This is a genomic window from Amycolatopsis sp. GM8, assembly GCF_021653975.1.
In the GTDB taxonomy this organism is placed as follows: domain Bacteria; phylum Actinomycetota; class Actinomycetes; order Mycobacteriales; family Pseudonocardiaceae; genus Amycolatopsis_E.
On sequence record NZ_JAJKFK010000002.1, the window covers coordinates 768,503 to 793,698 of the forward strand.

General features: G+C 70.1%; 25 protein-coding genes. 12 read left to right on the forward strand and 13 right to left on the reverse strand.

Annotated features, from left to right (window positions below):
• Positions 1-7 precede the first annotated feature (7 nt).
• Entirely contained in the window at positions 8-1,318 is a 1,311-nt protein-coding gene (locus LOZ83_RS11110) for an MFS transporter (RefSeq protein ID WP_236790349.1), read from the reverse strand.
• Positions 1,319-1,551: 233 nt separating this feature from the next.
• Between LOZ83_RS11110 and LOZ83_RS11115 the strand changes: the two genes are divergently transcribed.
• The gene (locus LOZ83_RS11115) at positions 1,552-2,133 is read left to right on the forward strand and encodes a YqgE/AlgH family protein (RefSeq protein WP_236790351.1); all 582 of its coding nucleotides are present in this window, start codon (positions 1,552-1,554) and stop codon (positions 2,131-2,133) included.
• On the opposite strand, the gene LOZ83_RS11120 is transcribed toward LOZ83_RS11115, so the two are convergent.
• Entirely contained in the window at positions 2,130-2,522 is a 393-nt protein-coding gene (locus LOZ83_RS11120; RefSeq protein ID WP_236790352.1) for an SdpI family protein, read from the reverse strand. The genes LOZ83_RS11115 and LOZ83_RS11120 overlap by 4 nt on opposite strands.
• Before the next feature lie 53 nt (positions 2,523-2,575).
• On the opposite strand from LOZ83_RS11120, the gene leuS reads away from it, so the two are divergent.
• Positions 2,576-5,422: a leucine--tRNA ligase gene (gene leuS / locus LOZ83_RS11125; RefSeq protein WP_236790354.1), complete on the forward strand. Its 2,847-nt coding sequence runs from the start codon at positions 2,576-2,578 to the stop codon at positions 5,420-5,422.
• 51 nt (positions 5,423-5,473) lie between these two features.
• On the opposite strand, the gene LOZ83_RS11130 is transcribed toward leuS, so the two are convergent.
• Positions 5,474-6,211, reverse strand: coding sequence for a TetR/AcrR family transcriptional regulator (locus tag LOZ83_RS11130; RefSeq protein ID WP_236790355.1), 738 nt, complete (start codon positions 6,209-6,211; stop codon positions 5,474-5,476).
• Between the two features lie 277 nt (positions 6,212-6,488).
• Here LOZ83_RS11130 and LOZ83_RS11135 point away from each other — a divergent pair, with 277 nt between their 5' ends.
• Together LOZ83_RS11135 and ptsP are read left to right on the forward strand one after the other, a co-directional pair.
• Positions 6,489-7,358 carry a ribokinase gene (locus tag LOZ83_RS11135; protein WP_236790356.1) on the forward strand — a complete coding sequence of 290 codons (870 nt, stop codon included), beginning with the start codon at positions 6,489-6,491 and terminating at the stop codon, positions 7,356-7,358.
• A 19-nt stretch (positions 7,359-7,377) separates the two neighbouring features.
• A complete protein-coding gene (ptsP, locus tag LOZ83_RS11140; RefSeq protein WP_236790357.1) occupies positions 7,378-9,021 on the forward strand; it encodes a phosphoenolpyruvate--protein phosphotransferase in 1,644 nt (547 codons plus the stop codon).
• Here ptsP and LOZ83_RS11145 read toward each other — a convergent pair.
• From LOZ83_RS11145 to LOZ83_RS11160, 4 genes are all read right to left on the reverse strand, one after another.
• Positions 8,987-9,592, reverse strand: coding sequence for a DUF1707 domain-containing protein (locus LOZ83_RS11145; RefSeq protein ID WP_236790358.1), 606 nt, complete (start codon positions 9,590-9,592; stop codon positions 8,987-8,989). The two genes, ptsP and LOZ83_RS11145, sit on opposite strands and share 35 nt — an antisense overlap.
• Before the next feature lie 64 nt (positions 9,593-9,656).
• Complete coding sequence (locus tag LOZ83_RS11150; protein WP_236790359.1) at positions 9,657-10,301, reverse strand: response regulator transcription factor; 645 nt, start codon at positions 10,299-10,301, stop codon at positions 9,657-9,659.
• Positions 10,298-11,443 carry a MacS family sensor histidine kinase gene (gene macS / locus LOZ83_RS11155; RefSeq protein ID WP_236790361.1) on the reverse strand — a complete coding sequence of 382 codons (1,146 nt, stop codon included), beginning with the start codon at positions 11,441-11,443 and terminating at the stop codon, positions 10,298-10,300. The genes LOZ83_RS11150 and macS overlap by 4 nt, the downstream gene beginning before the upstream one ends.
• Positions 11,440-12,561, reverse strand: coding sequence for an AI-2E family transporter (locus LOZ83_RS11160; protein WP_236790362.1), 1,122 nt, complete (start codon positions 12,559-12,561; stop codon positions 11,440-11,442). The genes macS and LOZ83_RS11160 overlap by 4 nt, the downstream gene beginning before the upstream one ends.
• 426 nt (positions 12,562-12,987) lie before the next feature.
• Between LOZ83_RS11160 and LOZ83_RS11165 the strand changes: the two genes are divergently transcribed.
• The 5 genes from LOZ83_RS11165 to LOZ83_RS11185 all read left to right on the forward strand — a co-directional run bounded on the left by LOZ83_RS11165 (position 12,988) and on the right by LOZ83_RS11185 (position 18,575).
• Positions 12,988-13,428 carry a hypothetical protein gene (locus LOZ83_RS11165; RefSeq protein ID WP_236790363.1) on the forward strand — a complete coding sequence of 147 codons (441 nt, stop codon included), beginning with the start codon at positions 12,988-12,990 and terminating at the stop codon, positions 13,426-13,428.
• Between the two features lie 48 nt (positions 13,429-13,476).
• Positions 13,477-13,734 (forward strand): hypothetical protein, encoded by a 258-nt coding sequence (locus LOZ83_RS11170; RefSeq protein WP_236790364.1) that lies wholly within the window; start codon positions 13,477-13,479, stop codon positions 13,732-13,734.
• A 210-nt stretch (positions 13,735-13,944) separates the two neighbouring features.
• The gene (locus LOZ83_RS11175; protein ID WP_236790365.1) at positions 13,945-14,895 is read left to right on the forward strand and encodes a hypothetical protein; all 951 of its coding nucleotides are present in this window, start codon (positions 13,945-13,947) and stop codon (positions 14,893-14,895) included.
• Between the two features lie 173 nt (positions 14,896-15,068).
• Positions 15,069-18,053 carry a hypothetical protein gene (locus LOZ83_RS11180; protein WP_236790366.1) on the forward strand — a complete coding sequence of 995 codons (2,985 nt, stop codon included), beginning with the start codon at positions 15,069-15,071 and terminating at the stop codon, positions 18,051-18,053.
• Between the two features lie 126 nt (positions 18,054-18,179).
• Complete coding sequence (locus LOZ83_RS11185) at positions 18,180-18,575, forward strand: hypothetical protein (RefSeq protein ID WP_236790367.1); 396 nt, start codon at positions 18,180-18,182, stop codon at positions 18,573-18,575.
• Positions 18,576-18,580: 5 nt separating this feature from the next.
• Here LOZ83_RS11185 and LOZ83_RS11190 read toward each other — a convergent pair whose 3' ends face one another.
• A complete protein-coding gene (locus tag LOZ83_RS11190; RefSeq protein ID WP_236790368.1) occupies positions 18,581-18,985 on the reverse strand; it encodes a VOC family protein in 405 nt (134 codons plus the stop codon).
• A gap of 102 nt (positions 18,986-19,087) precedes the next feature.
• Positions 19,088-19,225, reverse strand: coding sequence for a hypothetical protein (locus LOZ83_RS11195; RefSeq protein ID WP_236790369.1), 138 nt, complete (start codon positions 19,223-19,225; stop codon positions 19,088-19,090).
• Between the two features lie 174 nt (positions 19,226-19,399).
• On the opposite strand from LOZ83_RS11195, the gene LOZ83_RS11200 reads away from it, so the two are divergent.
• Complete coding sequence (locus tag LOZ83_RS11200) at positions 19,400-20,167, forward strand: SDR family NAD(P)-dependent oxidoreductase (RefSeq protein WP_236790370.1); 768 nt, start codon at positions 19,400-19,402, stop codon at positions 20,165-20,167.
• Positions 20,168-20,253: 86 nt separating this feature from the next.
• On the opposite strand, the gene LOZ83_RS11205 is transcribed toward LOZ83_RS11200, so the two are convergent.
• On the reverse strand, positions 20,254-20,988 hold the full coding sequence (locus LOZ83_RS11205) for a patatin-like phospholipase family protein (protein ID WP_236790371.1): 735 nt from the start codon (positions 20,986-20,988) through the stop codon (positions 20,254-20,256).
• On the reverse strand, positions 20,988-21,755 hold the full coding sequence (locus tag LOZ83_RS11210) for an SDR family NAD(P)-dependent oxidoreductase (RefSeq protein ID WP_236790372.1): 768 nt from the start codon (positions 21,753-21,755) through the stop codon (positions 20,988-20,990). The genes LOZ83_RS11205 and LOZ83_RS11210 overlap by 1 nt, the downstream gene beginning before the upstream one ends.
• A gap of 60 nt (positions 21,756-21,815) precedes the next feature.
• Here LOZ83_RS11210 and LOZ83_RS11215 point away from each other — a divergent pair, with 60 nt between their 5' ends.
• Together LOZ83_RS11215 and LOZ83_RS11220 are read left to right on the forward strand one after the other, a co-directional pair.
• Positions 21,816-21,983 (forward strand): hypothetical protein, encoded by a 168-nt coding sequence (locus LOZ83_RS11215; RefSeq protein WP_236790373.1) that lies wholly within the window; start codon positions 21,816-21,818, stop codon positions 21,981-21,983.
• Between the two features lie 68 nt (positions 21,984-22,051).
• Complete coding sequence (locus LOZ83_RS11220) at positions 22,052-22,327, forward strand: hypothetical protein (protein ID WP_236790374.1); 276 nt, start codon at positions 22,052-22,054, stop codon at positions 22,325-22,327.
• Between the two features lie 228 nt (positions 22,328-22,555).
• On the opposite strand, the gene dnaB is transcribed toward LOZ83_RS11220, so the two are convergent.
• Both dnaB and LOZ83_RS11230 read right to left on the reverse strand, forming a co-directional pair.
• A complete protein-coding gene (dnaB, locus tag LOZ83_RS11225) occupies positions 22,556-23,959 on the reverse strand; it encodes a replicative DNA helicase (protein ID WP_236790376.1) in 1,404 nt (467 codons plus the stop codon).
• Positions 23,960-24,412: 453 nt separating this feature from the next.
• Entirely contained in the window at positions 24,413-25,195 is a 783-nt protein-coding gene (locus LOZ83_RS11230) for an ESX secretion-associated protein EspG (RefSeq protein WP_236790378.1), read from the reverse strand.
• Position 25,196: the final 1 nt, after the last annotated feature.

Genomic DNA, 25,196 nt, shown 5'->3' on the forward strand with positions numbered 1-25,196 from the left:
GATCACTTTAAGCGAGAGGCGCTCTTCGGACTTGCGGATTGCGCCTAATGGCAAGGAGATAGCCGGCCCCGCCGAGCAGGTACACGGCGGTTGCGACGATCAGCAGCGCGGGCGAGCGGCCGTCCAGCGGCACGAGCGTCGCCGCGGCGGCCACGGCGAGCACCTGGGTGATGTTGAACAAGGTGTCGTAGAGGGCGAACACCCGTCCGCGCGCCTCGTCGCCGACGTCGCGCTGGACGGCGGAGTCGACGCACAGCTTGAGCACCTGACCCGCAGCGGTGATCAGGAACGCCGCGGCCAGCACGGTCGGCAGCATCATCGGCAGCCCGAGCGCGAGCTGGCTCACGGCCGCCAGCAGCAGGGAGCTGAGCACGACCCGGTGCCGCCCGAACCGGTCGACCAGCCGTGGCGTGCTGAACCCGGCGAGCAGGATGCCCGCGGCCGCCATCACCGCCAGCTGGCCGAGCCCCGGCAGGCCCGCCTTCAGCAACCCGATGTCGTGGAAGGAGAACCGCAGCAGCAGCACGGTCAGCAGCAGCGAGATCCCGTACGACGCGCGATGCGCGAACAGTGCGATGAAACCGGCGGTGACGGTCGGCGCGGCGAGCGCGGCCCGGCCGCCGTCGGCGAGACCACGCGCGACGGCGACGACCGCGTCGTCGGGTTCGTCGACCGAGTCGGGGCCCAGGCTGCCGCGGGTGAACCGGGCGGCGATGATCGCCGCGAGGATCGCGCCGAGCACCGCGAACGAGGTCGTCCACGCCGAGCCCACGTTGTCCGCGCCGAACGCCGAGCGCAGCCCGATCGCGCAGGCGCCACCGACGACGGCGATCATCGCGCCGAGCGTCGCGGACAGCGCGTTCGCGGTCACCAGTGCCGGCCGGGGTACGACGTGCGGCAGCGCCGCGGACATGCCCGAGCCGACGAACCGCGAGATGCCTTCGACGAGCAGCGCGATCACGAACAGCCCGGTGCCGGCCACGCCCAGCCCGACGGCGGCGGACGCGATCAGCACCGCCAGCCCGCGCAACAGGCTCGCCCACACGAGTACGCGGCGCCGGTCCCATCGGTCGAGCAGCGCGCCCGCGAACGGGCCGATCAGCGAGTACGGCAGGAGGAGGACGGCGAAACCACCGGCGATGGTCAACGGGTTGGCGCCGCGCTCGGGGTTGAACAGCACGGCACCGGCGAGCCCGGCCCGGAACATGCCGTCGGACCACTGCGCCGCGAACCGCGTGAACAGCAGCCGCCGGAAGTTCGGTATCGCCAGAAACGCGCGAGCCCCGACCTGCTGCTTCAGACCCGGCACCGCTGTCACAACACGACAGCATACGTCGCTGGGCAAAGATCCCAGCGAGAAAGAAAAAGAGCCGACGCACTTGGTCGCCTCTCGGCGGCGTTGCGCAGTGTGGCTCCTGCCGGACGGTATTCCACAAAGGCTGTTCTCAAGTGAGCCCGGGGGACACGGAGTGCGTCGGCCACCCACTCCAACGGGCTCGCGCGGCGTGTTGTTCCCGCTCCGCGCGAATCCTCCGCGCGGGGGGTGAGATCATGGCTGGCGTGCCAGCGGACGCCGAGGTTGAACCGGGCTCACTCCTGGTTGCTGCCCCAACGATGTTCGATCCCAACTTCCGCCGGACGGTCGTCTTCATCATCGACCACCGGGACGAGGGCACGCTCGGTGTCGTGCTCAACCGGCCGAGCGAGGTGCCGGTGGACGACGTGCTGCCCAGCTGGGGCCGGCATGTGGTCGAGCCGCAGTCGGTGTTCGTCGGCGGTCCGGTGGAGAAGAAGACAGCCCTGTGCCTCGCGGCGCTCCGGGCCGGGGAGACGGCGTCGGCCGTGCCCGGGCTGATCGGCGTACGCGGCACGGTCGCGCTGGTCGACCTCGACGCGGACCCGGATCTGCTGGTGCCGAAGGTGCGCGGGCTGCGGGTGTTCGCCGGCTACGCGGGCTGGGACGCCGGGCAGCTCGCCGGTGAGATCGAGCGCAACGACTGGATCATCGTGCCGGCACTGCCCAGCGATGTCCTCGCGACGCCCGACCGGGATCTGTGGGGCCAGGTGCTGCGCCGGCAAGGGGTACCGACCGCCCTGCTGGCCACCCACCCCGGCGACCTACAGCGAAACTAAGCTTTCTGCAGCACACAGGTCCCACAGGCGCATCCGTCGCATCCGGACGGCGCGGGCTCGGGAACGGCGAGCGCGGCCCGGTGCCCGAGCACCCCGCCGGCGACGACGAGCGCGAACATGCCGGCCAGGCCGATGACGGTCACGGTGATGATGCCCGCCGTCGTGGGCAGGACCAGTCCGGCGACGCCCGCGAAGACCCCGATGAACCCGGCCACGATCGTCGGCAGCCCGGCGACCTTGTTGCCGAGCCGGAAGGCGTCGGCCGACCGCAGGGTCGCGTCCGTGCGCACCCCCGCGCCACGGTCGGAAAGCTTCTCGCGCCAGCCGAGCAGACCGCCCCAGGCGACCACGAGACCGAGCACGATGGGAATCAGCGCGATGGCGAACACCCGGCAAGGATACGGGCGGCTAACCGGTTGGACCGTCGGCCTACCATTGGTGTGTGAGTGAGGCAACCGAGGAGACCCCTGGCCACCGCTACAACGCGGCCCTGGCCGGGCGGGTCGAGCTGCGCTGGCAGAACTACTGGGCCGACCACGGCACGTACGACGCGCCGAACCCGGTCGGCCCGCTCGCCGCGGACGACATCCCCTCGGACAAGCTCTTCGTCCAGGACATGTTCCCGTACCCCTCGGGCGCCGGCCTGCACGTCGGCCACCCGCTGGGCTTCATCGCCACCGACGTGTTCGCCCGCTATCACCGGATGATCGGGCGGAACGTGCTGCACACCATGGGCTTCGACGCGTTCGGCCTGCCCGCCGAGCAGTACGCCGTGCAGACGGGGCAGCACCCGCGCAAGACGACCGAGGAGAACATCGAGACCTACCTGCGCCAGATCCGCAGGCTGGGGCTGGGCCACGACGAGCGGCGCCGGATCTCGACGATCGACCCGGGGTACTACAAGTGGACCCAGTGGATCTTCGTGCAGATCTACAACTCCTACTACGACGAGAAGCTGGGCAAGGCCCGTCCGATCGCCGATCTGGAGACGGAGTTCGCGCAGGACAAGCGCCGCACGCCGGACGGGCGCGGCTGGTGCGAGCTGACGCGCAAGGAGCAGGTCGAGATCCTGGACACCTACCGGCTGGCCTACATCTCCGAGGCGCCGGTCAACTGGTGTCCCGGGCTGGGCACGGTGCTGTCCAACGAAGAGGTCACCGCCGACGGGCGCAGTGAGCGCGGGAACTTCCCGGTGTTCCGCCGGAATCTGCGCCAGTGGATGATGCGGATCACCGCCTACGCCGACCGGCTGGTCGACGACCTGGACCGGCTGGAGTGGCCGGACAAGGTCAAGGCGATGCAGCGCAACTGGATCGGCCGGTCGCACGGCGCCCGCGTCCGGTTCGCCGCCGGCACCGAGAAGATCGAGGTCTTCACCACCCGCCCGGACACCCTGTTCGGCGCGACGTACATGGTGCTGGCACCGGAACACCCGCTGGTGGACAAGCTGACCACCGCCGCATGGCCGTCCACTGTGGACGAGACGTGGACCGGTGGCGCGGCGACCCCGGCCGAGGCGGTCGAGGCCTACCGCGTGGCGGCGTCCCGCAAGTCCGAACTGGACCGGCAGGAGAGCAAGGACAAGACCGGCGTGTTCACCGGCTCGTACGCGGTGAACCCGGTCAACGGCAAGGAGATCCCGGTCTTCATCGCCGACTACGTGCTGATGGGCTACGGCACCGGCGCGATCATGGCGGTGCCCGGGCAGGACCAGCGCGACTGGGACTTCGCGGCGAAGTTCCACCTGGAGGTCGTCCGCACGGTCCAGCCCAGCGAGGGTTTCGACGGCGAGGCGTTCACCGGTGAGGGCCCGGTGGTGAACTCTGGCCAAGAAAATGGACTCAGCCTGGATGGTCTGGACGTCGTCGAGGCGAAGAAGACGATCATCGAGTGGCTGGCGGAGCACGGCCACGGCGAAGGCACAGTGCAGTACAAGCTGCGCGACTGGCTGTTCTCACGGCAGCGGTACTGGGGCGAGCCGTTCCCCATCGTCTACGACGAGGACGGTGTCGCGCACGCGATTCCCGAGCGCATGCTGCCGGTCGAGCTGCCTGAGGTGGACGACTACTCGCCCAGGACGTTCGACCCGGACGACGCGAACGCCGAGCCGTCGCCGCCGCTGTCGCGTGCGGCCGAGTGGGTCGAGACCACGCTGGATCTGGGTGACGGGCCGAAGAAGTACCGCCGCGACACCAACACGATGCCCAACTGGGCCGGCTCGTGCTGGTACCAGCTGCGCTACGTGGACCCGTCGAACTCCGAGCGGTTCGTCGACCCGGAGAACGAGAAGTACTGGCTGGGCCCGCGCCCGGCGGAGCACGGCGTCGGCGACCCGGGTGGGGTCGACCTGTACGTCGGCGGCGTCGAGCACGCGGTGCTGCACCTGCTGTATTCGCGGTTCTGGCAGAAGGTTCTGTTCGACCTGGGGCACGTCTCGTCCGAGGAGCCGTACCGCCGGCTGTTCAACCAGGGCTATATCCAGGCGTTCGCATACACCGACGCGCGCGGCTTCTACGTGTCCGCCGAGGAAGTCGAGGAGAAGGACGGAAAGTTCTTCTTCCACGGCGAAGAGGTCAAGCAGGAATACGGGAAGATGGGCAAGAGCCTGAAGAACGTGGTCACGCCCGACCAGATGGCGGTGGACTACGGGGCCGACACCTTCCGGTTCTACGAGATGTCGATGGGCCCGCTGGCCGACTCCCGCCCGTGGGCCACCAAGGACGTCGTCGGCTCGCACAGGTTCCTGCAGCGGACGTGGCGTCTGGTGGTCGACGAGCAGACCGGCGAGCCGCGGGTGTCGCAGGCCGAGGCGTCAGCCGAAGACCGCAAGCAGTTGCACAAGACGATCGCCGGGGTCCGCGAGGACTACGCGGAGATGCGGTTCAACACCGCGGGCGCGAAGCTGATCGAGCTGAACAACCACCTGACGAAGGTGTACGGCTCGGCGGACGGCACGCCGCGCGAACTGGTCGAACCACTGGTGCTGATGCTGGCGCCGCTGTGCCCGCATGTCGCCGAGGAGTTGTGGCACCGGCTGGGCCACGCGGACTCGCTGGTGCACGGGCCGTTCCCGGTGGCCGACGAGCAGTACTTGGTGGACGACACCGTCGAGTACCCGATCCAGGTCAACGGCAAGGTGCGCGCGCGCATCACGGTGGCGGCCGACGCCGGCAAGGACGCGGTGCAGTCGGCCGCGCTGGCGGAGGAGAAGATCGCGGCGCTGCTGAACGGCGGTGAGCCCCGCAAGGTGATCGTCGTCCCGGGCCGGCTGGTGAACCTGGTGATCTAGCCACGCGAAGCGTGTCCTTGAGGGGCGGTGGTCGGGCGAGGGGCTGGCGCTCTAGGTGAGGCCGATTTCTCTCGCGAGGTCGGCCAGCAGCGCGTCGAACACGGCGTCGGGTTTGGACAGCGGGATCGGGTAGTTCCCGAACACCTCGAGCGTGATGTGGCCGTAGAGCCGCGCCCAGAACTGGATCATCACGTAGGTCGTGCCGAGGTTCAGCTTGTCCGGCGGGAATTCGGCGCCGGACTCGTGCAGGACGGTCAGCAGGTCGGACTGGAACGCGGTCAGGTCGTCGCGCAGTTCGAGCGGCACCGCTTCCGCCGACGGGATGGTGAGCTGGTGCGTCGCGAGGATATGGCCGGCGGCGACCAGGAAGATCCGCCCGAACGGCTCGCTCGCCCGCTGCAGGGTCGCCACGCTGCCGGCCGCGGATCCGACGTCACCGGTGGGCGAGGCGAACACCAGGGTGAACTCCTTGGTGTGGGTCAGCGCCCAGCGGCGGAAACCGCGGCAGATCGCGAACAGTTGCACCGCCCCGTCGTCGGTGAGCCCGGCAACCTCTTCGCTCAGCTCGGCGGCGAGGTCGGCGATCACGTCGAGCCGCAGGTGCTGGACCAGGTCGTCGCGGGACCCGTAGTACCGGTAGAGGGCGGGTGCCGTGATGCCGAGCTCACGCGCGATCGCCCGTAGCGTCACCGCTTCCGGCCCGCGCTCGATGAGCAAGGTGCGAGCTGTCCGGCGGATGTCCTGGTCGGTCGCCACGCGCATCCGGCCTCGGCGCGTTGGCTTGTCCATTTGTGCATTCTAGGAGCAGGCAGATCGCCAGGATTGGGCGCCGCCGGTGCCGATCGCTCGGGGGGCTACGCGATCGGCACCGACGACCCGATGCCCGTCCTCCGGCGGGGCCGGGGGCGGACAGATCAGGAGAGTCCGGTGCAGCGTCGAATGGGACGGCCCGAGGGTCAGGTTCCCCCATTCAGGTGATCGATGCTGCACGCTCACCCTAGTGTCGCATTCTTCGGGTCAGAAGTTACAAAGTTCTTCACATTCGCCAATGCGGGATCATCGGGGCATGACCGAAGTCCTGGTGATCGGCTCCGCGAACGCCGACCTGGTCGTGCCCGCCGACCGGCGCCCGGCCGGTGGCGAGACGGTACTGGGCGGCGACACGGCCGTGCTGCCTGGCGGCAAGGGGGCGAACACGGCGGTCGCCGCCGCGAAGCTCGGCGCGGACGTCGCCCTGCTCGGCGCGATCGGCGATGACGCGCACGGCCGGATGCTCACCGAATCCCTGCGCGCCGCGGGCGTGCGCACCGACTTGCTGCTCGTCGTGGAGCGACCGACCGGGATCGCCTACATCACCGTGACGCCCGACGGCGAGAACTCGATCCTCGTCTCCCCCGGCGCGAACAGCGCGCTCGTGCCGTCCGTGGTCGACGGTGCGCTGGCCGGCGTGAAGGTCATGGTGGCGTCGATGGAAATCCCGCTGCCGACAGTGGAACGAGCCGTCGCGGCCGCCGTGGAGGCCGGGGTGCGCACGCTGCTCAACCTGTCCCCTGCCGCGAAGGTGTCCGCACAGACGCTCGCCGCCCTCGATGTGTTGCTGGTCAACGAGCACGAAGCCGCGTGGCTACTGGGTTCCGACGCCGCGCCGGCGAAGCTGCTCGGCCTCGGTCCGCGGTCCGCGGTGGTGACGCTCGGCGCCCGCGGCGCGCTCGTAATCACCGAGGACGGCACGACCGAGATCGCTTCGCCCCGGGTCGAGGCCGTCGACACGACGGGCGCGGGCGACGCCTTCGCGGGTGCGCTCGCCGCGTCGCTGGCGACCGGTGTCACGCTGGAGACCGCGGCCCGCAAGGCGGTCCGGGTCGCGGCGATCTCGGTGACCCGCCGGGGCGCGCAGCCGTCGTATCCGTCCGAAGCGGAGCTGACCGGTCGCTGAAGGGAGTATGGTCTAGACCATGTCGCAGTCTCAACTGTCTGGCGTTGCTGTGAGCCCGGGTCGCGCGCGCGGCCCCGTCGTGCGCGTCGCCGAGCCGCTCGGCGAGCCCGCGAACAAGCCCGCGCCCGAGGACCCGCAGGCGGAGGCCGCCCGGATCGCACCGGCGACAAAGGCCGTGGCCGCCCGGCTGGAAGCGCTTTCCGCGAGCGCGTCCGGTGACGCCGCGACGATCCTGATCACCACCGCCGCGATGGCCGCTGATCCCGCGCTGATCAGCGAGGCCGAACGGCTCGTGACCGCCGAAGGATTGCCTGCCCCGCGCGCGATTTACGAGTCTGCCAACGGTTTCGCCACGACGCTCGCCGCGGCCGGTGGGTACATGGCGGAGCGGGTGCGAGACATTGAGGACGTGCGGGACCGCGTGGTCGCCGAACTGCTCGGCGTGGAGCCGCCCGGCGTGCCGGAACTGCCGACGCCCAGTGTGCTCGTCGCCCGCGACCTGGCCCCGGCCGACACCGCCGGACTCGATCCGGCGAAGGTGCTCGCGCTGGCGACCGAGGAGGGCGGCCCGACGAGTCACACCGCGATCTTGGCGCGGGCACTGGGAATTCCGGCCGTCGTCGCGGTGCGCGGCCTGCTGTCACTCGACGCGGAGGCGCTGCTCGTCGACGGCGACACGGGCGTGGTCGAGGTCGCCGAACGGGACGCACCCGTGCTTACGGCGGTCGCGAGCGGTCCGGTCGAATGGAACGGCGTCGGGTCCACTTCGGACGGTCACCTGGTCAAGGTGCTCGGCAACGTCGGATCGCCCGCCGACGCGCGGGCTGCGGCCGACGCCGGGGCGGAAGGTGTCGGCCTGTTCCGCACCGAATTCTCTTACCTGGACGCGGAAGCCGAACCGACCGTCGCCGAGCAGCAGTCCGCGTACACCGCGGTGCTCACGCCGTTCGCCGGAAAGCCCGTCATCGTGCGCACCCTCGACGCCGGTGCCGACAAGCCGCTCGCGTTCCTCTCCCCCGAGGCCGAACCCAACCCGGCGCTCGGCGTGCGGGGCCTGCGCGTCGCGTTCGACCGGCCGGAGGTGCTGGACCGTCAGCTCGAGGCGATCGCCGGCGCCGCACAGGATTCCGGCGCCGACGTGTCAGTGATGGCGCCGATGGTGGCGACCGCGGCGGAGGCCGCCTGGTTCGCCGAACGTGTGCGCGCCGCGGGAATCGTGCGGGCGGGCGTGATGATCGAGATCCCGGCCGCGGCCTTGTCCGCCAAGGAGATCCTGGCCGTGGTCGACTTCGTTTCGGTCGGTACCAACGATCTCGCGCAGTACACGTTCGCCGCCGACCGGCAGCTCGGCGCGGTCGCGGCGCTCAACGACCCGTGGCAGCCGGGACTGCTGCGGCTGCTGAAACTGATCGGCGACGCCGCGAAGGCGGCCGGCAAACCCGCGGGCGTGTGCGGTGAAGCGGCCGCGGACCCGCTCCTCGCCCGGGTGCTCACCGGCCTTGGCGTGACGAGCCTGTCGATGAACGCGCCCTCGGTCCGAGCCGTCGGCGCGAGCCTCGCGGGCGTGACATTGGCTCAGTGCGAGGCGATCGCCGCGCGAGTACTGGACACCCCGGACCCGGCCGAGGCTAGGAAAACAGCCCGCGCCGCGGATGCCGGATAGTCAGCGAACCGCCGTGCACGCGCCCGGAGAACACCAGCCGGGGCGTGCCGGGGCGGCCGTCGGAGCCGGTCTTGTCCTCCAGCGAGCCGTACTTGATCTCGGTGATCGCGTTGAGGTCCACCGACGCCTGCTCGGGGATGACCACCTCGATCGAGCCCCACTTGCAGTCGAGGTCGATGTGCACCGTCGGGCTCGGCACCTGGGCGTCGCTGAAGTCGAGCTTCGTGGAGCCGTACTTGTTCTGCACCACGATTTCCGGCGGCACGAGCCAGCGCCCGTTGCGCACCAGCGACGAGTATTTCGCGGACAGCACGAGGCGCCGGTCGGAACTCACCGTCGGCGGCGGCGCGCCCAGCTCGCGGTTCATCAGGCCGGGGATGTCGACGAGCACCGCGTTCAGCTCGCCGCGGGTGCGGGCCGCGAGCGCGATGTCGGTGCGCTCGGTGAACTCGTCGAGATCGATCATGCCGCGGCCGATGGCCTTCTGCAGGACCGCGACGACGTGCTCGCGCTCCTCGTCGGAGACGCGCAGGTTCCGCGGGTCGGTCGTCGTCTCGGTGTCTTCGCCCATGCGCACCAGCGTAAAAGCGCGCGGCCCGGCGCGGATCGGGGAAAAACCCCGACTTACGCCCGGCTCATTCCTTGTCCAGTCCGTGCTCGATGGCGTACCGCGCGAGCTCGACCCGGTTGTGCAGCTGGAGTTTCCGCAGCGTCGACTGCACGTGGTTCTCCACGGTCCGGTGTGACAGCACGAGCCGCTCGGCGATCTGCCGCGACGTGTGCCCCTTCGCGACGAAACGCAGCACGTCGGTCTCGCGCTCGGTCAACCTCGGCGGCGGCGCACCACCGTCCGGCGCGTCGGCCATCCGCCGGTATTCGCCGAGCACCAGACCGGCCAGGCCCGGGGTGAACACGGGATCGCCCTGCGCGGTCCGCTCTACCGCGTCGACCAGTTCCTGTGCGGACGCGGACTTCACCAGATAGCCCGACGCCCCCGCCTTCACCGCTTCGAGGACGTCGCTGTGTTCACCGCTCGCGGACAGCACGAGCACCCGGGTGTCCGGCAGCGCCATGGTGATCTCGCGGGTCGCGTCCACGCCCGAGGTCTCGCCCATGTTGATGTCCATCAGCACCACGTCGGGCCGCACGGCGGTCGCGATGCGCACCGCCGCCTCGCCATCGGGCGCCGTCGCGCGCACCTCGAACCCGTTCTCGGTCAGGTCCCGGGCCACGCCGTCGCGCCAGATGGGGTGGTCGTCGACGACCATCACCGAGATCATCGCTTCGTTCCCGCCTTCGGCACCCGAACCTCCCATTCGGTCCCGCGATCCGGAGCGGTCTCCAGGGAGATGGTGCCACCCAGCTCGAGGACGCGCCCGCGCATCGACCGGGCGACGCCGAGATGCCCGTCGGTCTCCGCCGCGGCGAGCCTGCCCTCGGGGATGCCGGGCCCGTCGTCCCGGACCGTGATCACGACCTCCGTCGCCAGATTCTCCAGCAGCACCCAGGCCTTCGCCCCCGGCGCGTGTTTGTCCACATTGGACAATGCTTCGCGGACGACGGCGACCAGCTCGGCGGTCGTGGCCGCGGGCAGCAGCACGTCGCCCGCCGGGGTCGCGATCTGCACCTTCGACGATCCGAGCAGCTGCAACGCGGCCCGCAGATCCGTCTCCCCCGTACCGGTGGCGGTCGGTTCGGTGGTCACCAGCGCCCGCAGCGCGATCTCCTGCTCACCGGCCAGTTCCGCGAGCTCGGCCGCCTCACCGCCGACCTCCGCGCCGCGACGGCGGACCCGCGCGAGCACCTGCAGCACGCTGTCGTGGATCGACCGGGCGAGCCGCTCCCGCTCGGCGGTCGCGACCTCCTTGCGCCACGCCTCCGCCAGCGCCGCGGCGGACTTGCGCGCGGTCGTCGCGCTCATCCCGATCAGCAGCCCCGTCGCCACCAGCAGCAGCGCGTCCCGCGCGACGTCCAGGGTGAATGCCTGCCGCGCCACCGCAGTCGCGGCGCCGACCACCAGTCCGGCGGCCGCCCCGCCGTAGCCGCCGAAGCGGGTGCCCGCGGCGACCGGCACGCCCGCGACCCACACCGTCGTGATCAGCGGGTCCACCCCGGCGAGCTGGGCCGGGCTCAGGATCAGCGGCGAGGTCAGCATCAGCCCGCACACGACCACGATGTCGGCGATCACGAACCAGCGCCACCGCCAGCGCAGCGCCTCACGCGAGTAGACGACGGTGGTCAGCACCGTCCAGACGGCCATCGCGCCGAGCACGATCCAGGCGAGCGCCGGGCGCTGGTAGTCGTCCTCGTGCACGATCACCGCGCCGAGGGCGAACAGCCAGGTCAGCGCCCGCAGCGCGATCCCGCCCCACCACAGCGGGGTGGCCGGCTCGACCGCGGTCGGCCCGAACCGCTTGCTCATGACGTCTCGGGCTCGACCTCGGCCGGCTCCCGCACCGGATCCGTCTCGTGCAGCAGCGACCGGATGCCTGAGTTGAGCACCGCCAGCAGCGGCACGGCGAGCAGCGCGCCCGGGATCCCGGAGACGACGAGCCCGATGGAGATCGCCAGCACCACGGCCAGCGGGTGCAGTTTGACCGCGCGGCCGAGCAGCAGCGGCTGCAGGATGTGGCTTTCCAGCTGCATCACCAGGATCACGATGCCGAGCACGATCAGCGCGGTGACGAAACCGTTGGTCACCAGCGCGACCAGCACCGCGACCGTGCCGGCGACGACCGACCCGATGATCGGCACGAACGCGGCTAGGAAGACCAGCGTCGCCAGCGGGACGACGAGCGGGACCCGCACGATCCACAGCCCGATGCCGATGCCGACCGCGTCCACGACGGCGACCGCGGCCGTCGCCCGCACGTAGGCGACCAGCGACCCGAACCCGCGGCGGCCCGCCACGTCGACCCGGTCGCGCACGTCCCGCGGCACGCCCTTCATCAGGAAGGTCCAGATCTGCTCGCCGCCGACGAGGAAGAAGATCGTCACGAACAGCGTGAGCAGGAACCCGGTGAGGATCTCGCCCACCGCGCCGGCCGTGGTCAGCGCGCTGGTCGTGATCGTGGCCTGGTTGTTCTGCAGGTAGTGGATCGCGTTGTCGATGAACTGCTGGATCTGTTCCTGGCGCAGGTGCAGATCGTTGATCAGCCAGTCCCGGACCTGGTCGAGGCTCGAGTTGAGCTGTTGCTGCAACTGCGGCACGCCGTCGCTGAACTGGATGATGACGAACGTCAGCAACCCACCCAGCACGGCGAGCCCGCCGACCAGCACGATCGCGGTGGCCAGCCCCCGTGGCACCCGGATGTCGACCAGATGTGAAACGAGCGGCGCCATCAACGCGGACAGCAGCAGGGCGATCGAGACCGGGATGACCACGGCCGCGAGGTAGCCGATGAGCCAGATGATGACGTAGAGCGCGGCGATCACCAGCAGGAAGCGCCAGGCGAACCCGGCGGCCACCCGCAGCCCCACGGGTACGGCGTTCGTGGTGCGGGCGTCCTCGCCGGGGAGCCGGGTCTGCTGGTCGGTCACCCGCCCACCCTAGCGAGTGGGGCGTTTCGGACGCGCCCGAAAGCGTGACCAGGGCAGTGGGGCATGTCGGCGTCACACGATCAGGCGCACTCCGCGTGCACGATGTGCGGACTCACCGGGTTGTCTGCGAATCTTCCACAGACCGCAAGATCCACACGTCACCCGCCGATTCGTTCTCTTTCATCCCGGAAGCATTCCCAGCATGCTCGCGAAACAGTCGGGCATGCGTTTTCTGCTGCCGTTTTCCGGTCCGGATCATTCCTCCGATCAGGTAGTACACGATCAGGTAAGACGAGTGGAAAAGGGATTGCGAGGATGTTTAACGTTCTCGGCGAGGGAGCACCGATTCCCACACGGAACTAGCCGGAAGCGAATTCGAGAACACGAGCGAATCCAACGCCGGTGTAGCAATTTCGAGGAGAACTCGTGAAGTTCAGCAAGGCCCGCAAGGTGGTCGTCACCACGGTGGCGGCCGCGGCCGGGCTGCTGGCAATGGGAGCCGTCGGCTCTCCGGCGCTGGCAGCGACGAGCCCCACCCACCACGCGGCGGCGAGCACCGTTCGGCTCGACCCGCGGTGCGGGTGCCAGCCGGCACCGGCGCCGAAGCCCGCCCCCGAGAAGCCCGCACCGGCGAATCCCGCGCCTACCAGTCCCGCTCCTTCGACGCCGTCGACGCCGTCGAATCCGAGCACGGGTGGCGTCGCCTGCCCGGCGGTCGTGCCCTCCCACCCGACAGGCGCCGACTACGTCAACGCCTGGAACGTCTCCGGTACCTGCCTCGGTGCCGGTGCCGCGGGTCTGCTCAGCTCCGCCTGGGCGGGCGCGATCCCGTCCATCCTGCAGGGCGCGACCGGCGCCCTCGGCTGAGTGCTCTCCATCCACCACCAAGTAACACCAACAGAAGGGAACAGTTCCATGCGCAAGACCCTCACCCGCACCGTCGCCGTCCTCGCCCTCTCCGCGGGTGCCCTGGGCCTCGCCGGCGGTGTTGCCTCGGCCGACGAGCTGACCGCCCCGGTGGTCGTGCCGTCGCACCCGACCGGTGCGGACTACGTGAACGCCTGGAACCAGTCCGGTGCGCTGCTGGGCGCCGGTGCCGCGGGCCTGCTGAGCTCCGCCTGGGCGGGCGCGATCCCGTCGATCATCCAGGGTGCGGCCGGCTCGCTCGGCTGAATCCTCTCCAACTGACAACGGCCCGCCCGGGCAGGATCCCCTGGGCGGGCCGTTTTAGGTTTTCAGCCCGGAAATTCTTCACACGATCGTGCGATCAAGTCGTGTCGAACGTGCGCGCGGGTCGTGGGTTTTGGTTACCTCGTCAAGGCAAGCGCGCGTCCTATCGACGCGAACGTTTTTCGAATAAGCCGAAAACAATTCAGGAGAACGGTGAAGCAGCAGAACACGTCCGCGCAGCGGGGACCGGCACATGCCGGCCGCTGGCTCGCGCGTGTTCTGCTCGTGGTCGGCGGCGCCGTCGCCGGCACCGCCGCGGCGTGGGCGATCAGCACCGCCAGCGCCTCCGCCGACACCGTGCCCGCCACCGGTCAGGACGCGATCGTCCAGCAGGACGACCAGGCCACCCCGGCCACCGATGCCGTGCTCGGCGCCAGTGACGACGTCCTGCTCGGCACCGCGCAGCTCGCCGGCGACACGGCGGGAGCCGCCGTCCGGCTCGGCGGCGATGCGCCCTCCGCCGACAGCGTCGCCCGTAGCCAGCAGGCCGCGAACGACGTCACGGGCGCCGTCCGCGAGTTCACCGGCAACGCGGTGCTCCAGCCGGCGCACCGCATCCTCGGCTCCGCGGAGCAGATCACCCGCAAGCCGCAGGACGCGCCACGGGTTATCGGCCAGGCGCTGACCCCGCCGGCGGACTTCTGGAACTTCCTGCGCCCGTCGGGCCAGACGCTGATCCAGCTGCCCACGCTGTCGGGCCTGTCCAGCACCCACGCCGGCGGGCAGCACACCTCGGTCGCGCCGCCGGTCGTGACCCCGCAGGCGGATCCGCTGCCGGCCGGTCCGGTCGGCCCGGCCACGGTCGCGATGCCCCAAGGGCATCCCGCCGCCCATTTCGACGTCCGGGACGAGGCCGGCCAGCGCCAGCACGGCGACCAGCCCGACCGTTTCCCGTTCGCACCCGTACGTAGCCCGCTGGCTCCGTCCGGGGTTCCGTTCACCCCCGGCGGCTCCGCCACCGGTGGTCACATCGACGGTCCGCTGCTCGGCGTTCCCGCCAACGCGCTCACCGTCGCCGATGCCCACGGCCTGCGTGCCGTGCGCTTCGGCATCCGGCACACGCCGGTTCAGCCGGGCTCGCAGCCCGGCGTCACGCCTGACTGATTCACGCGCGGGGTAGCTGAACGCGCCCTGTCGCCGTGCCTTTCCTTTGCCCGGCCGCGCGTTCCCTGCATCCCGCTTGTTCTCTCGCGAACCCGTGTGTTCGCGATTCCGGGTGTCGCCACACCCACCCCACAAGCCCCGCAAGGGACCCCAAGGAAAAGGAGAAATTCTCAATGCAGACCTGGGCAAAGCGCGGTATCCAGACCGCGCTGGTCACGGGTGGCCTGCTGATGCTGGGTACCGGCATCGCGTCTGCCGACGAGAACGTCAACCCGGACACTCCGGCCGGGCCGTTGGACGTCACCGCGAGCATTCCGGTCGACATCTCGAAGAACGCCGTCGGGACGCTCGGCAAGCAGGTCAACCTGCCTGAAGTGCACAAGGAGATCAGCACCAAGCCGATCACCGACAAGCTCAACAGCGCGCTCGCCCCGGTCACCAAGACCGAGGCGTACAAGTCGGCAGCCCCCGCGATGAGCGCGGCGAACCAGGTCACCAGCAAGGCCACCGCGGCCGCCAGCCAGGTCGGCCAGTCGCTGGGCAAGGGCGGCGTCAAGCGCTCCGCGGTCACCCCGCCGAGCGTCGAGTCGAACGGCGACCCGTTGATGGGCAACAAGGTTGCCGGCAACGTCGCGGTGCCGATCCTGATCAGCGGCAACGCGGTCGGTGTGCTGGGCAACGCCTCCGTCGACTCCGACGAGACGCAGACCTACGAGAACTACTCGGACGTCAACACCAGCGGTGCGGGCGGCGGCCTGGCCGGCAACGCGGTCAACCTCGACTGGGCGCTGCCGATCCAGATCTCGGGCAACGCCGGCGGCCTCGGCGGCAGCGGCAAGACCTCGGGCAGCGCGACGCAGTCCGCGACCACCAGCGGCAACACCACCACCGACGGCACCAACGGCGGGGTGGCCGGCAACGTGATCGCGCCGCAGGGTGCGACCCCGGTGCAGGTGTCCGGCAACGCGATCGGCTGGTTCCTCGGCCACGCCGAGACGGACTTCGACGGCAGCAGCTCGGCCTGCTCCGGCGGTTACGTCGAGACCCACGGGTCGGAAGGCGCGGGCACCGGGAACGTCGCCGGCGCGCCGATCGCCCTGCCGGTCAAGGTCTCGAACAACGCGGCCTCTTGGGGCGGCGACGCCGACGCGGCGGGCAACTCCACCGCCGACGCGGCCGCGGGTGGCGTCACGCCCGGGATGAACGACATCCCGAGCTACATCCAGACCGACGGTGACGACTCGTTCCTCGCCGGCAACATCGTGCAGCCGCAGGGTGCGGTGCCCGCCTCGGCCATCAGCAACGCCGCTTCCTTCGTCGGCAACTCGGCGGCCGGCAGCGGCTTCCGGCGCCAGGCCGCCACCTCCGGCAGCACCGCGCAGGCCGGTGGCTTCTCCTCGACCACGGGCCAGAACGCGACCGGGTCGGGCAACATCGCCGACGCCCCGGCGGCCGCTCCGGTCAGCGTGAGCTGCGCCGCGGGCGCCGCGATCGGCACCTCGGGTGCCGGCGGCTGCGACACCAACAACGCCGCGGGCGCCGGTGGCGGCACCTACACCAACGGCAACAACAGCGTCGTGTCCGGTAACAGCGCAAGCGCGCAGCCGGCCGGCGCGGCTGGTGCTTCCGGTGTCGGCGCGGCCGGGATCGGCAACGCCAGCGGTTCGTCGGACTCGACCACGACGGCCAACGCCGGTGGGTACAACGGCAGCCAGGGCAACGACTCGACCGTGTCCGGCAACGTCGCGCAGCTCCCGGTCGCCTTGCCCGGCGACGCTTCCGGCACCGGCGCCTCGGCGATCGGCCAGGGCAGCGGCACCGCCACCACGGACACCAACGTGAGCGCGGGCGGCGGCGGCAACACCCAGGACGACCACGGCACGGGCAGCGCGAACCTGGTCGCGGTCCCGGTCTCGACCCCGGTGCCCGCAGGCGGCATCGGTGGCGCGGCGGCGGGCCAGGCCCACGGCAAGCTCACCTCCGACACGACTTCGCAGGCCGGTGGCCACCTCAACGCCAACGGCAAGAAGGGCTTCCTGTCCGGCAACATCGGGCAGGCCCCGGTTTCGCTGCCGGCTCCGGTGCAGGGGCACGGCGTCGCGGGCGCCGGTAACGCCTTCGGCGAGGGCGACAACATGACCGACTCGTACGCCGGTGGCGACGCCACCGCGACGGGTCAGGGCGGTTCGCTGACCGGCAACATCGTCCAGGTGCCCGCGGGTGCGGCCGCCGGTGTGGTCGGTGTCGGCGGCGGCGCGGCCGGGCTGAACAGCGGCGAGGCCACCAGCGACATCGTGTCGTCGGCCGGCGGCAGCTCGGCGACCAACGGCGAGGGCGGCGCGGGCGCCGGCAACGTCATCAGCGGCCAGCTGATGCCGTCCGGGCAGGCCACGGGCACCGCGGCCAACGGGGCCGGGATCTCCCACGGCAGCGCGCTCACCAGCACCGACACCAGCTCGGGCGGCGACATCACGTCGTCCGGCACCAGCGGTTCGGTGTCCGGCAACATCTTCGACGTGCCGGCGGCCGCGGTGCCGCAGGCGTTCGGCGACGCCGCTTCGGCGGCGGGCGTGGCGCACGCGGTGGACGACAGCACGACCACCGGCACCGTGGGTGGCACCGACACCACGTCGGGTTCGGGCAACGCGCTGTCCGGGATCAACAAGCAGATCCCGGTCGGTGCGGTCGCGCAGGTCTACCAGGTGGCGCTGCCGGTGCTGGCGACCGCGACCTCGCAGACCAGCAACGACACGGACATCTCGGTCGCGGGCCACGAGCCGGGGATCAACCTCCCGATCAGCCCCTCGGAGATGTCGGCGACGAGCCTGCCGAAGCTGCCGGCCCTGCCGCTGCCGAAGTCGGCTCGTCAGGACCTGCCCGCGCTGCCCAGCCTGCCCGCGGCCGGCGGCCTGCCCTCGCTGCCGGCGCTTCCGGCGGTGGGTGGCCTGAGCGGTTCGCTGCCGCAGCTGCCGTTGCTGCCGGGCACGCTGCCCGGCGCGAACCTGCCGTCGCCGATGGTGGGTGACCTGCTGCCCCAGACCCAGCTGCCGCAGGGCGACCTGCCGGCACTGCCGAGCCTGGACGCCGCGAACCCCACGGCGGTGCTGTCTCAGGTCACCGGCGCGGTCGGTGGCAAGGGGATGCACATCCAGGCGTGATTTCGCCTGGCTGAAATGAGAACCGGGCCCGGGAGCAATGGCGCTCCCGGGCCCGTTCTTGTCCGCTGGAGCGGATGAACCGGTCAAGTGTGGCGGTTGCCGGGGTGACGGCGCCTATCCTGAACCATGACCGTCCCGATCGGGAACGTGCTCATCTACCTGGCGGTATGTGTGTTGCCGCTCGTGGTGTTCTGGCTGGTGTCCAAGCTTCCCCAGCTCGTCGACGCGGTCAGCGAGTGGCACCGCCGTCGCCGGCCTACGCCCGACGGGCCGCCCATCGAACAGCTCGCCGCGGACCTGCGCCGGGTGCACCGCGCGCTCGAACAACTGCCGGACAAGGCGCCGGCAGCGCGCCGCCTCGCGACGTATCAGGCTTACGACGCGCTGCTCGCGCAGGCCTGCCACGCGGTCGGCGAGCGGCACTGGCTCGACACCGTGCCCGACGGCATGGAACGCGAGTTCGAACGCCTCCGCGTCGAGGACAGGCTGCGTCGCTGCGGGTTCGCGGTGCCGGGCTTGTGAGGTGACTAGCGGGCGAGCCGTGCGCGGGCGTCGTCGGTGAGCGGGGTGAAGAAGTTGACCAGGTTGCCGTCGGGGTCGCGGAAGAGCAGGGAGCGGTTTCCCCACGGCATCGTGGTCGGCTTCTGCACGATCTCGGGGGCGACGGCCAGGCCCGTCAGCCGTTCGTAGTCCCGGTCGACGTCCTCGACAAGGAACTCGAGGATCGCGGTCCGGTTCGACTCCGGTACGGCGGCGCCCGCGCTGAAGAGCGTCATCGTTTCGGCGCTGCCGATGGCCAAGGTGCACGACGCGCCCACGAACTCGGCGAACTGCTCCGCGGGCCGCCGAGCGTCGAGACCGGTCACCTGCTCGTAGAACTCGACGAGGCGGTTGACGTCGTTGGTGATGATGCGGACAGAGACAAGCTGCACGGTGGATCCTCTCTGAGCTGGAGGCGGTTCGGACCGCTCCTCCGGGGACACCGCACACGCTAGAAGCAATAGTGGACAGAATCCGCCCGGTATCGCGCGACTTCACCGGCGGCGCGGGAGAACGGCCAACGCGGTCTCGGCGGTGCTGCGCAACGAGGCCCCGCTCTTCCCGGCCTTGCCCAGCGCCTCGATCCCACTCATGACCGCCAGCAGTAATCCGGCCAGCGCGCTGGCAGCCACGGCGTGCACGTGTGCGCGCAGCCGGTCGAACGCCCGCAGGAACAGCTGGTGTTTGTCGCCGAAGGCGCCATGGAGGAAAACCTAGCCTAGCCGTTCTTGACTAACCATTCCAGAATCCGTAAGTTCTGGACGTGACAGTCAACAATGGCTGTCCGGACACAGCGAGGACAGCAGATGACCACCGTGCTACCGGGCGGGACGATCCTGGCCGGCAAGATCACCGTGGTGACCGGGGGCAGCACCGGCATCGGTCGCGCCATCGCCCAACGGTTCGTCGCCGAGGGCGCCTACGTGTTCATCACCGGACGGCGGCAGCCCGAACTGGATGCGGCGGTCGACGAGATCGGCTCGAACGTCGAGGGCATCCGGACCGATTCGGCCGACCTCGGCGACCTGGATGCGCTCTACCGGACGATTCGGCAGCGCAAGGGCCGGATCGACGTGCTGGTCGCCAACGCCGGCGGCGGAGTGGCCGGTCCACTGGCCGAGGTGACCGAGGAGGTGTTCGACAAGACCTTCGGCACCAACGTGAAGGGCGTGCTGTTCACCGTGCAGAAGGCATTGCCGCTGCTGGCCGAAGATGCCTCGGTGATCCTGACCGGCTCGACCAACTCGCTGCGGCCAGGACCGGATCTCGGCGTCTACGCGGCGACCAAGGCAGCAGTCCGCAACCTGGCCCGGTCCTGGATCATCGAACTCGGCGCGAGCGGGGTCCGGGTCAACGTGCTGAGCCCCGGCCCGACGAAGACGCCCGGCCTGCTCGGCCTGGCCCCCGCCGGGCAGGAGCAAACCCTGCTCGACGGGCTGGTCGCGGGAGTGCCACTCGGCCGGGTCGCGGATCCGGCCGAGATCGCCAATGCCGCCGTCTTCCTGGCCTCCGACCAGTCGAGTTTCGTCAACGGCATCGAGTTCTTCGTCGACGGCGGCCAGGCGCAGATCTGAGGCAGGGATGAAGGGCCTGGCGAGAAACGAAGCCGCCTTGTGGTGTCATTTCCTCAGCTGGATGAGACCGTCTGGTCGGCCCCCTGTCACAGTGACGTCCGATCGGCCTGCCGGAGACCGGCTTCGTAGGCGTCGGCGGACCTTGCGGTGTCCATCACCGCCGCGCCCCACTCGCTGATGGCGAGGAACTCCGGGCCGGGCTGGACCAGGGTCACCCCGCTTTCTTCAGTGGCCGGGAAACAGGAGATGGCCACGACACGGTGGTGTCCGCCGGCGAGGTCGACGTTGAGCGGATTGATCACTCCGCCGTCCACATACCTGGTGCCATGGATGGTCACGGGCGGGAACAGGCCCGGCACCGCGCAGCTGGCGGCGAGCGCTGTGGGCAGATCGACTCCGGAGTCGGCGTCCCACACGGTCAGCCGTCCGGTACGGGTGTCGACGCCCGTACAGCGCAGCGCCGATGGCCATGGGATACCGGCGAACTCGGCGAACAGTGGGCGACCCAGATAGTGCTCCTCCGCAATGGTGTCGGCGCTCAGCGCGTAGTCGATCATGTCCTTGATCGCCAGCTCCGGTAAGCCGCTGATGTCGCCGCTGGCGCCAGGTCCGAGCGGCAGACCACCGCTGACTCGCGGTAGCAGCGAGGCCAGGTCGAGACCGGCGGCCAGCGTTGCGCCGACGACGGAACCCGCCGACGTGCCCAGGATCAGGTCGCTCCGGGACAGGTCGATGCCGCGACGGGCGAGCGCGGTGAGCAGACCGGATTGCCAGGCGATGCCCAGCGGGCCACCTCCGCCGAGCACGAGTGCGGTGGTCATCACAGCAACCGGGTCGAGGTGATGCCGCCGTCCACGTACAGCGTGATCCCGTGGATCATGCGGGCCTCCTCGGACGCGAGGAAGGCCACGGCCGACGCGATGTCCTCCGGAGCGACCGGCACCCCGACGGGGGTCTTGGCCGCCATCATGTCGATGACCTCCCGGGCCTGCTCATTGCCTGAGGTCAGGGTGACGCCTGGGGCGACCGCGTTGACCCGGACACCGCGCGGTCCGAACTCGGCCGCCCAGGTCCGGGTCATCTGTTCCTCGGCCGCCTTCGTCGCGGTATAGAGCGCGGCGAAGGGGGAGCCCACCACCGCCATCCACGACCCGATGTTCACGATCACCCCGGCGCCCCGCGACGCCATGGCGGGAGCCACCTCGGCGACCAGGACGTGTGGGGCCCGGATGTTGACCGCGAGCATCGCGTCGAGTTGATCGTCCGGCAAGTCCGGTGTTGCGGTGGCCGGGTAGATGCCCGCGTTGTTCACCAGGATGTCGATCTGCCCGCCCGCGGCCGCCGTCGCCTGCGCGGCGAACTCGCGCACCGTTTCGGCGTCGGCGGACAAGTCGGCGGGCAGGAACTCGGCCTTGCCACCGTCAGCGCGGATGTCGGCGACCACCTGCGCGCCGCGCTCCTGGTCGCGTCCGCTGACGATCACGTGGGCACCGCGAGCGCCGAGCAGGCGGGCGATGGCGGCACCGATGCCGCTGGTCGAACCGGTCACCAGGGCACTACGGCCATCGAAGGGAAGTACGTTGGTCATACCTCGATTACAGGGTCGCCGCCGGCACCGCTACAAGCTCATGTCTTCCCTAGTCACGGCATGACCAGGCAGTCCCGGGGCCGGTGGTCCTACGGTGGGGACATGGGCGCGGATCGTTCAGCCTTCGGGGCCTTCCTGCGGGCACGCCGGGACCGGCTCGCTCCCGCGCAGGTCGGAATCGAACCGCTGCCCGGTCTACCGCGCGTGCCCGGCCTGCGTAAGGAGTGAGGTGGCGATGCTCGCCGGTCTGAGCACCGACCACTACAACCGGCTGGAGCAGGGCCGGGCAGTCGACGGTGTCCGAGTCCGTGCTCACCGCGCTGACCCGGGCACTGCGGCCGAACGAGATCGAGGCCACGCACCTGCGCGACCTGGCCGCACCCACGTCCAGGCCCCGCCCGTGGAGCCCCACGGCACAGCACCCCGACCCCGGACTGCTGCGCCTGGCCGCCACCCTCGACCATGTCCCGGTACTGCTGCTCGGCCAGCGCTCCAAGGTACTGGCCCGAAACGCCCTTCTCCAGACCGTGCTTGGCCGCTCACTGCCGATCGGGTCGTCGTTGATGGACTAACTTTTCCGTGATAGCCAGGATGTTGCCGATCCTGGCCAGCTGGGGAGGCACGCCGGTCACTAGAAGCAATTGGCGCGGCGTGGATACCGTAGGCCGCGGCGCTGGCGGGTGCTGAAGGCACCACCGGCAACCACACCCGTCCGCACGAACTTGGTCGCCGCATCGGCGACACACACCAATGGCTCATCATCATGCCCAGTGGCTGGTGAGAAACGAAGCCGCCTCAGCTCATGACTGCGCGAGGTCGGTGAACCGGCTGTAGTGCAGCTGGTGCGCGACGACGATCGTGCTCGTCGGGCCGGCACGGTGCTTCGCCAGGATCAGGTCCGCCTCCCCGGCGCGCGGGTCGTCCCGCTCCCAGGCGTCCGGCCGGTTGATCAGCAGCACCATGTCGGCGTCTTGTTCCAGCGAACCGGATTCACGCAGGTCCGACAGCATCGGCCGCTTGTCGGTGCGCTGCTCGGGACCACGGTTCAGCTGGCTGATCGCGACCACCGGCACCTCGAGCTCCTTCGCGAGGAGCTTCAACTGCCGCGAGAACTCCGAGACCTCCTGCTGCCGCGATTCGACGCGCTTGCCCGATGTCATCAGCTGCATGTAGTCGACGACCACGAGCTTGAGATCGTTGCGCTGCTTGAGCCGCCGGGCCTTCGCGCGGATCTCCATCATGGTCATGTTCGGCGAGTCGTCGATGAACAGCGGCGCCTCGCTGATCTCACTCATCCGGCGCGCCAGCCGCGTCCAGTCGTCGTCGGACATGCGGCCACCGCGCATGTCGGCGAGCCGGATCCGGGCCTCGGCGGAGAGCATGCGCATCACGATCTCGATCCGGCTCATTTCCAGCGAGAAGATGACGCTGGACAGGCCGTGTTTGATCGAGCACGAGCGCGCGAAGTCCAGTCCCAATGTCGACTTGCCGACACCGGGTCGAGCCGCGACGATGATCATCTGACCGGGGTGCAGCCCGTTGGTCACCTCGTCGAGGTCCATGAACCCGGTGGGCACGCCCTGTGCCGTCCCGCCGCGGGACGCGATCGCGTCGATCTCGTCCATGGTCGGCTGGAGCAGCTCCTCCAGCGCGACGTAGTCCTCGCTGGTCCGCCGCTCGGTGACCTCGTAGATGGCGGCCTGCGCGCGGTCGACGACCTCGTTGATCTCGCCACCCTCGTTCGCCGCGCCGTACCCGTACTGCACGATCCGGGTGCCGGCCTCGACCAGCCGCCGCAGGATCGCCTTCTCGGCGACGATCTCCGCGTAATACCCGGCGTTGGCCGCCGTGGGCACCGTCGCGATCAGCGTGTGCAGGTACGGCGCGCCGCCGACGCGGGCCAGTTCACCGCGCCGCTCCAGCTCGGCCGACACGGTGATCGGGTCCGCCGGCTCGCCGCGGCTGTACAGGTCGAGAACGCAGTCGTAGACCGCCTGGTGCTTCGGCAGGTAGAAGTCGCCGGGCCGCAGCGCTTCGACGACGTCGGCGATCGCGTCCTTGGACAGCAGCATGCCGCCGAGCACCGACTGCTCGGCCGCCACGTCCTGGGGCGGTTGCCGGTCGAAGTCGCCGGGCCGCGGACCGGGGTCCTCCGGTCCGGGATCGGACGCGTAGGCGGGACCGCGGTCGTCCGTCAGCGCCACCGCGCGGACACCTCCTCGTAAACGAACACCAGTTCGATTATGCCGGATCTTCCGGTCCGGTGCCCACCCTTTCGGCAGGCATGTCGCGCACTGCGCGCAACCAGTTCGCGGCACGCTAGATCGCTCGGAAGGAGCAACGCAAACCCGCCTGTTGATCGTGTGGGGACACCTTGTGGACAACTTGTGGAAGGGTGGGCCCAACGAATCACAAGCGTGCGCGAGGCTGTGTACAACCTGGGGACAGAAACACGTTCACGCAGTAGATGTGCAGGTCAGACCCTGTGGGCAAGCTGTGGAAAACATTGCTGAAAACTCGTCGGCGTGTCGCGGAAGGACGTGCGCTCGGCGTGTCGTGGCGCCGCGCGCATGATTCGGTGGACACATGCCTGTGGATGAATGCTACGGACGGTAGGCAGGCGGTCCGGTGGGCTGTACGGGTGGCAGAGCGCGTGTTCAGCCGAGTGCGCCGTGTGCGTTCCGTAGTCGCTCGCCCAGGACCTGCGGCGATGCGGGCGTGAAGACCACCAGCGCGCCGTCACGTCCTGGCCTTTCCTCGATCAACCAGCGGCCTTCCGGCGTATCCAGGAAGTTCAGCGGCCGTTCACATCGGCGCCTGCTGCCACTGCGCGTACGCGCGGCGACGTACAACGTGCCGGCGCCGGTGCGAGGCCCGTCCATGATCCGCTTCATTTCCTTGGCGGGCGCGGGCGTGTTCTCCCGTCCGGTGTGCATCACCGTGTATTCGCCCTCGGGGCGCGCGTCGCGGCCGGCCAGGAATTCGGCCTTGGTGGTGATCAACGGCTGACCCGTCGCCGGACGGCCGGGCGGGATCTCTTCGACGAACCCGGCGAGCACCGTCTCGGGACGTTCCGGCGCGAGGATGACCGCGTCCTCGTCGATGAGGCGGACGAGCACGAACGCGCCCCCGGCGCCGCTGCCCGCGAGCAGCGCGAAATTGCTCGGCGTGCCGGGAAAGTCACCGTCGAACCAGCCGTAGTACTCGACCTGCGGGCGCGAGATCGACTCGACGGCGTCGAGCAGCCCGCGGTCCATCCCGCGTGGCCCCATCAGCCCGTGCTGCGTGAGCAGCGAGTTGATCTCCTGGTCGATGGTGCGCTGCGCGCTCTCGTCGTACCAGGTGGGCACGCTGGTCAGGGTCGGGTGCGGCTCGCCACCGCGGCGTCTGATCAGGTTGAGCAGGATCGGGGTGGCGATCTTGATCGGAGCGTTCAGCACT

Coding starts and splice junctions, on each gene's coding strand:
- LOZ83_RS11130 (WP_236790355.1), bottom strand. CDS start 6,211: ATGGACAAGCCAACGCGCCGAGGCCGGATGCGCGTGGCGACCGACCAG.
- LOZ83_RS11205 (WP_236790371.1), bottom strand. CDS start 20,988: ATGACCACCGCACTCGTGCTCGGCGGAGGTGGCCCGCTGGGCATCGCC.
- LOZ83_RS11210 (WP_236790372.1), bottom strand. CDS start 21,755: ATGACCAACGTACTTCCCTTCGATGGCCGTAGTGCCCTGGTGACCGGT.
- LOZ83_RS11145 (WP_236790358.1), bottom strand. CDS start 9,592: ATGGGCGAAGACACCGAGACGACGACCGACCCGCGGAACCTGCGCGTC.
- LOZ83_RS11180 (WP_236790366.1), top strand. CDS start 15,069: ATGCAGACCTGGGCAAAGCGCGGTATCCAGACCGCGCTGGTCACGGGT.
- LOZ83_RS11215 (WP_236790373.1), top strand. CDS start 21,816: ATGACCAGGCAGTCCCGGGGCCGGTGGTCCTACGGTGGGGACATGGGC.
- macS (WP_236790361.1), bottom strand. CDS start 11,443: ATGAGCAAGCGGTTCGGGCCGACCGCGGTCGAGCCGGCCACCCCGCTG.
- LOZ83_RS11185 (WP_236790367.1), top strand. CDS start 18,180: ATGACCGTCCCGATCGGGAACGTGCTCATCTACCTGGCGGTATGTGTG.
- LOZ83_RS11200 (WP_236790370.1), top strand. CDS start 19,400: ATGACCACCGTGCTACCGGGCGGGACGATCCTGGCCGGCAAGATCACC.
- LOZ83_RS11170 (WP_236790364.1), top strand. CDS start 13,477: ATGCGCAAGACCCTCACCCGCACCGTCGCCGTCCTCGCCCTCTCCGCG.
- LOZ83_RS11150 (WP_236790359.1), bottom strand. CDS start 10,301: ATGATCTCGGTGATGGTCGTCGACGACCACCCCATCTGGCGCGACGGC.
- LOZ83_RS11135 (WP_236790356.1), top strand. CDS start 6,489: ATGACCGAAGTCCTGGTGATCGGCTCCGCGAACGCCGACCTGGTCGTG.
- LOZ83_RS11115 (WP_236790351.1), top strand. CDS start 1,552: ATGGCTGGCGTGCCAGCGGACGCCGAGGTTGAACCGGGCTCACTCCTG.
- ptsP (WP_236790357.1), top strand. CDS start 7,378: ATGTCGCAGTCTCAACTGTCTGGCGTTGCTGTGAGCCCGGGTCGCGCG.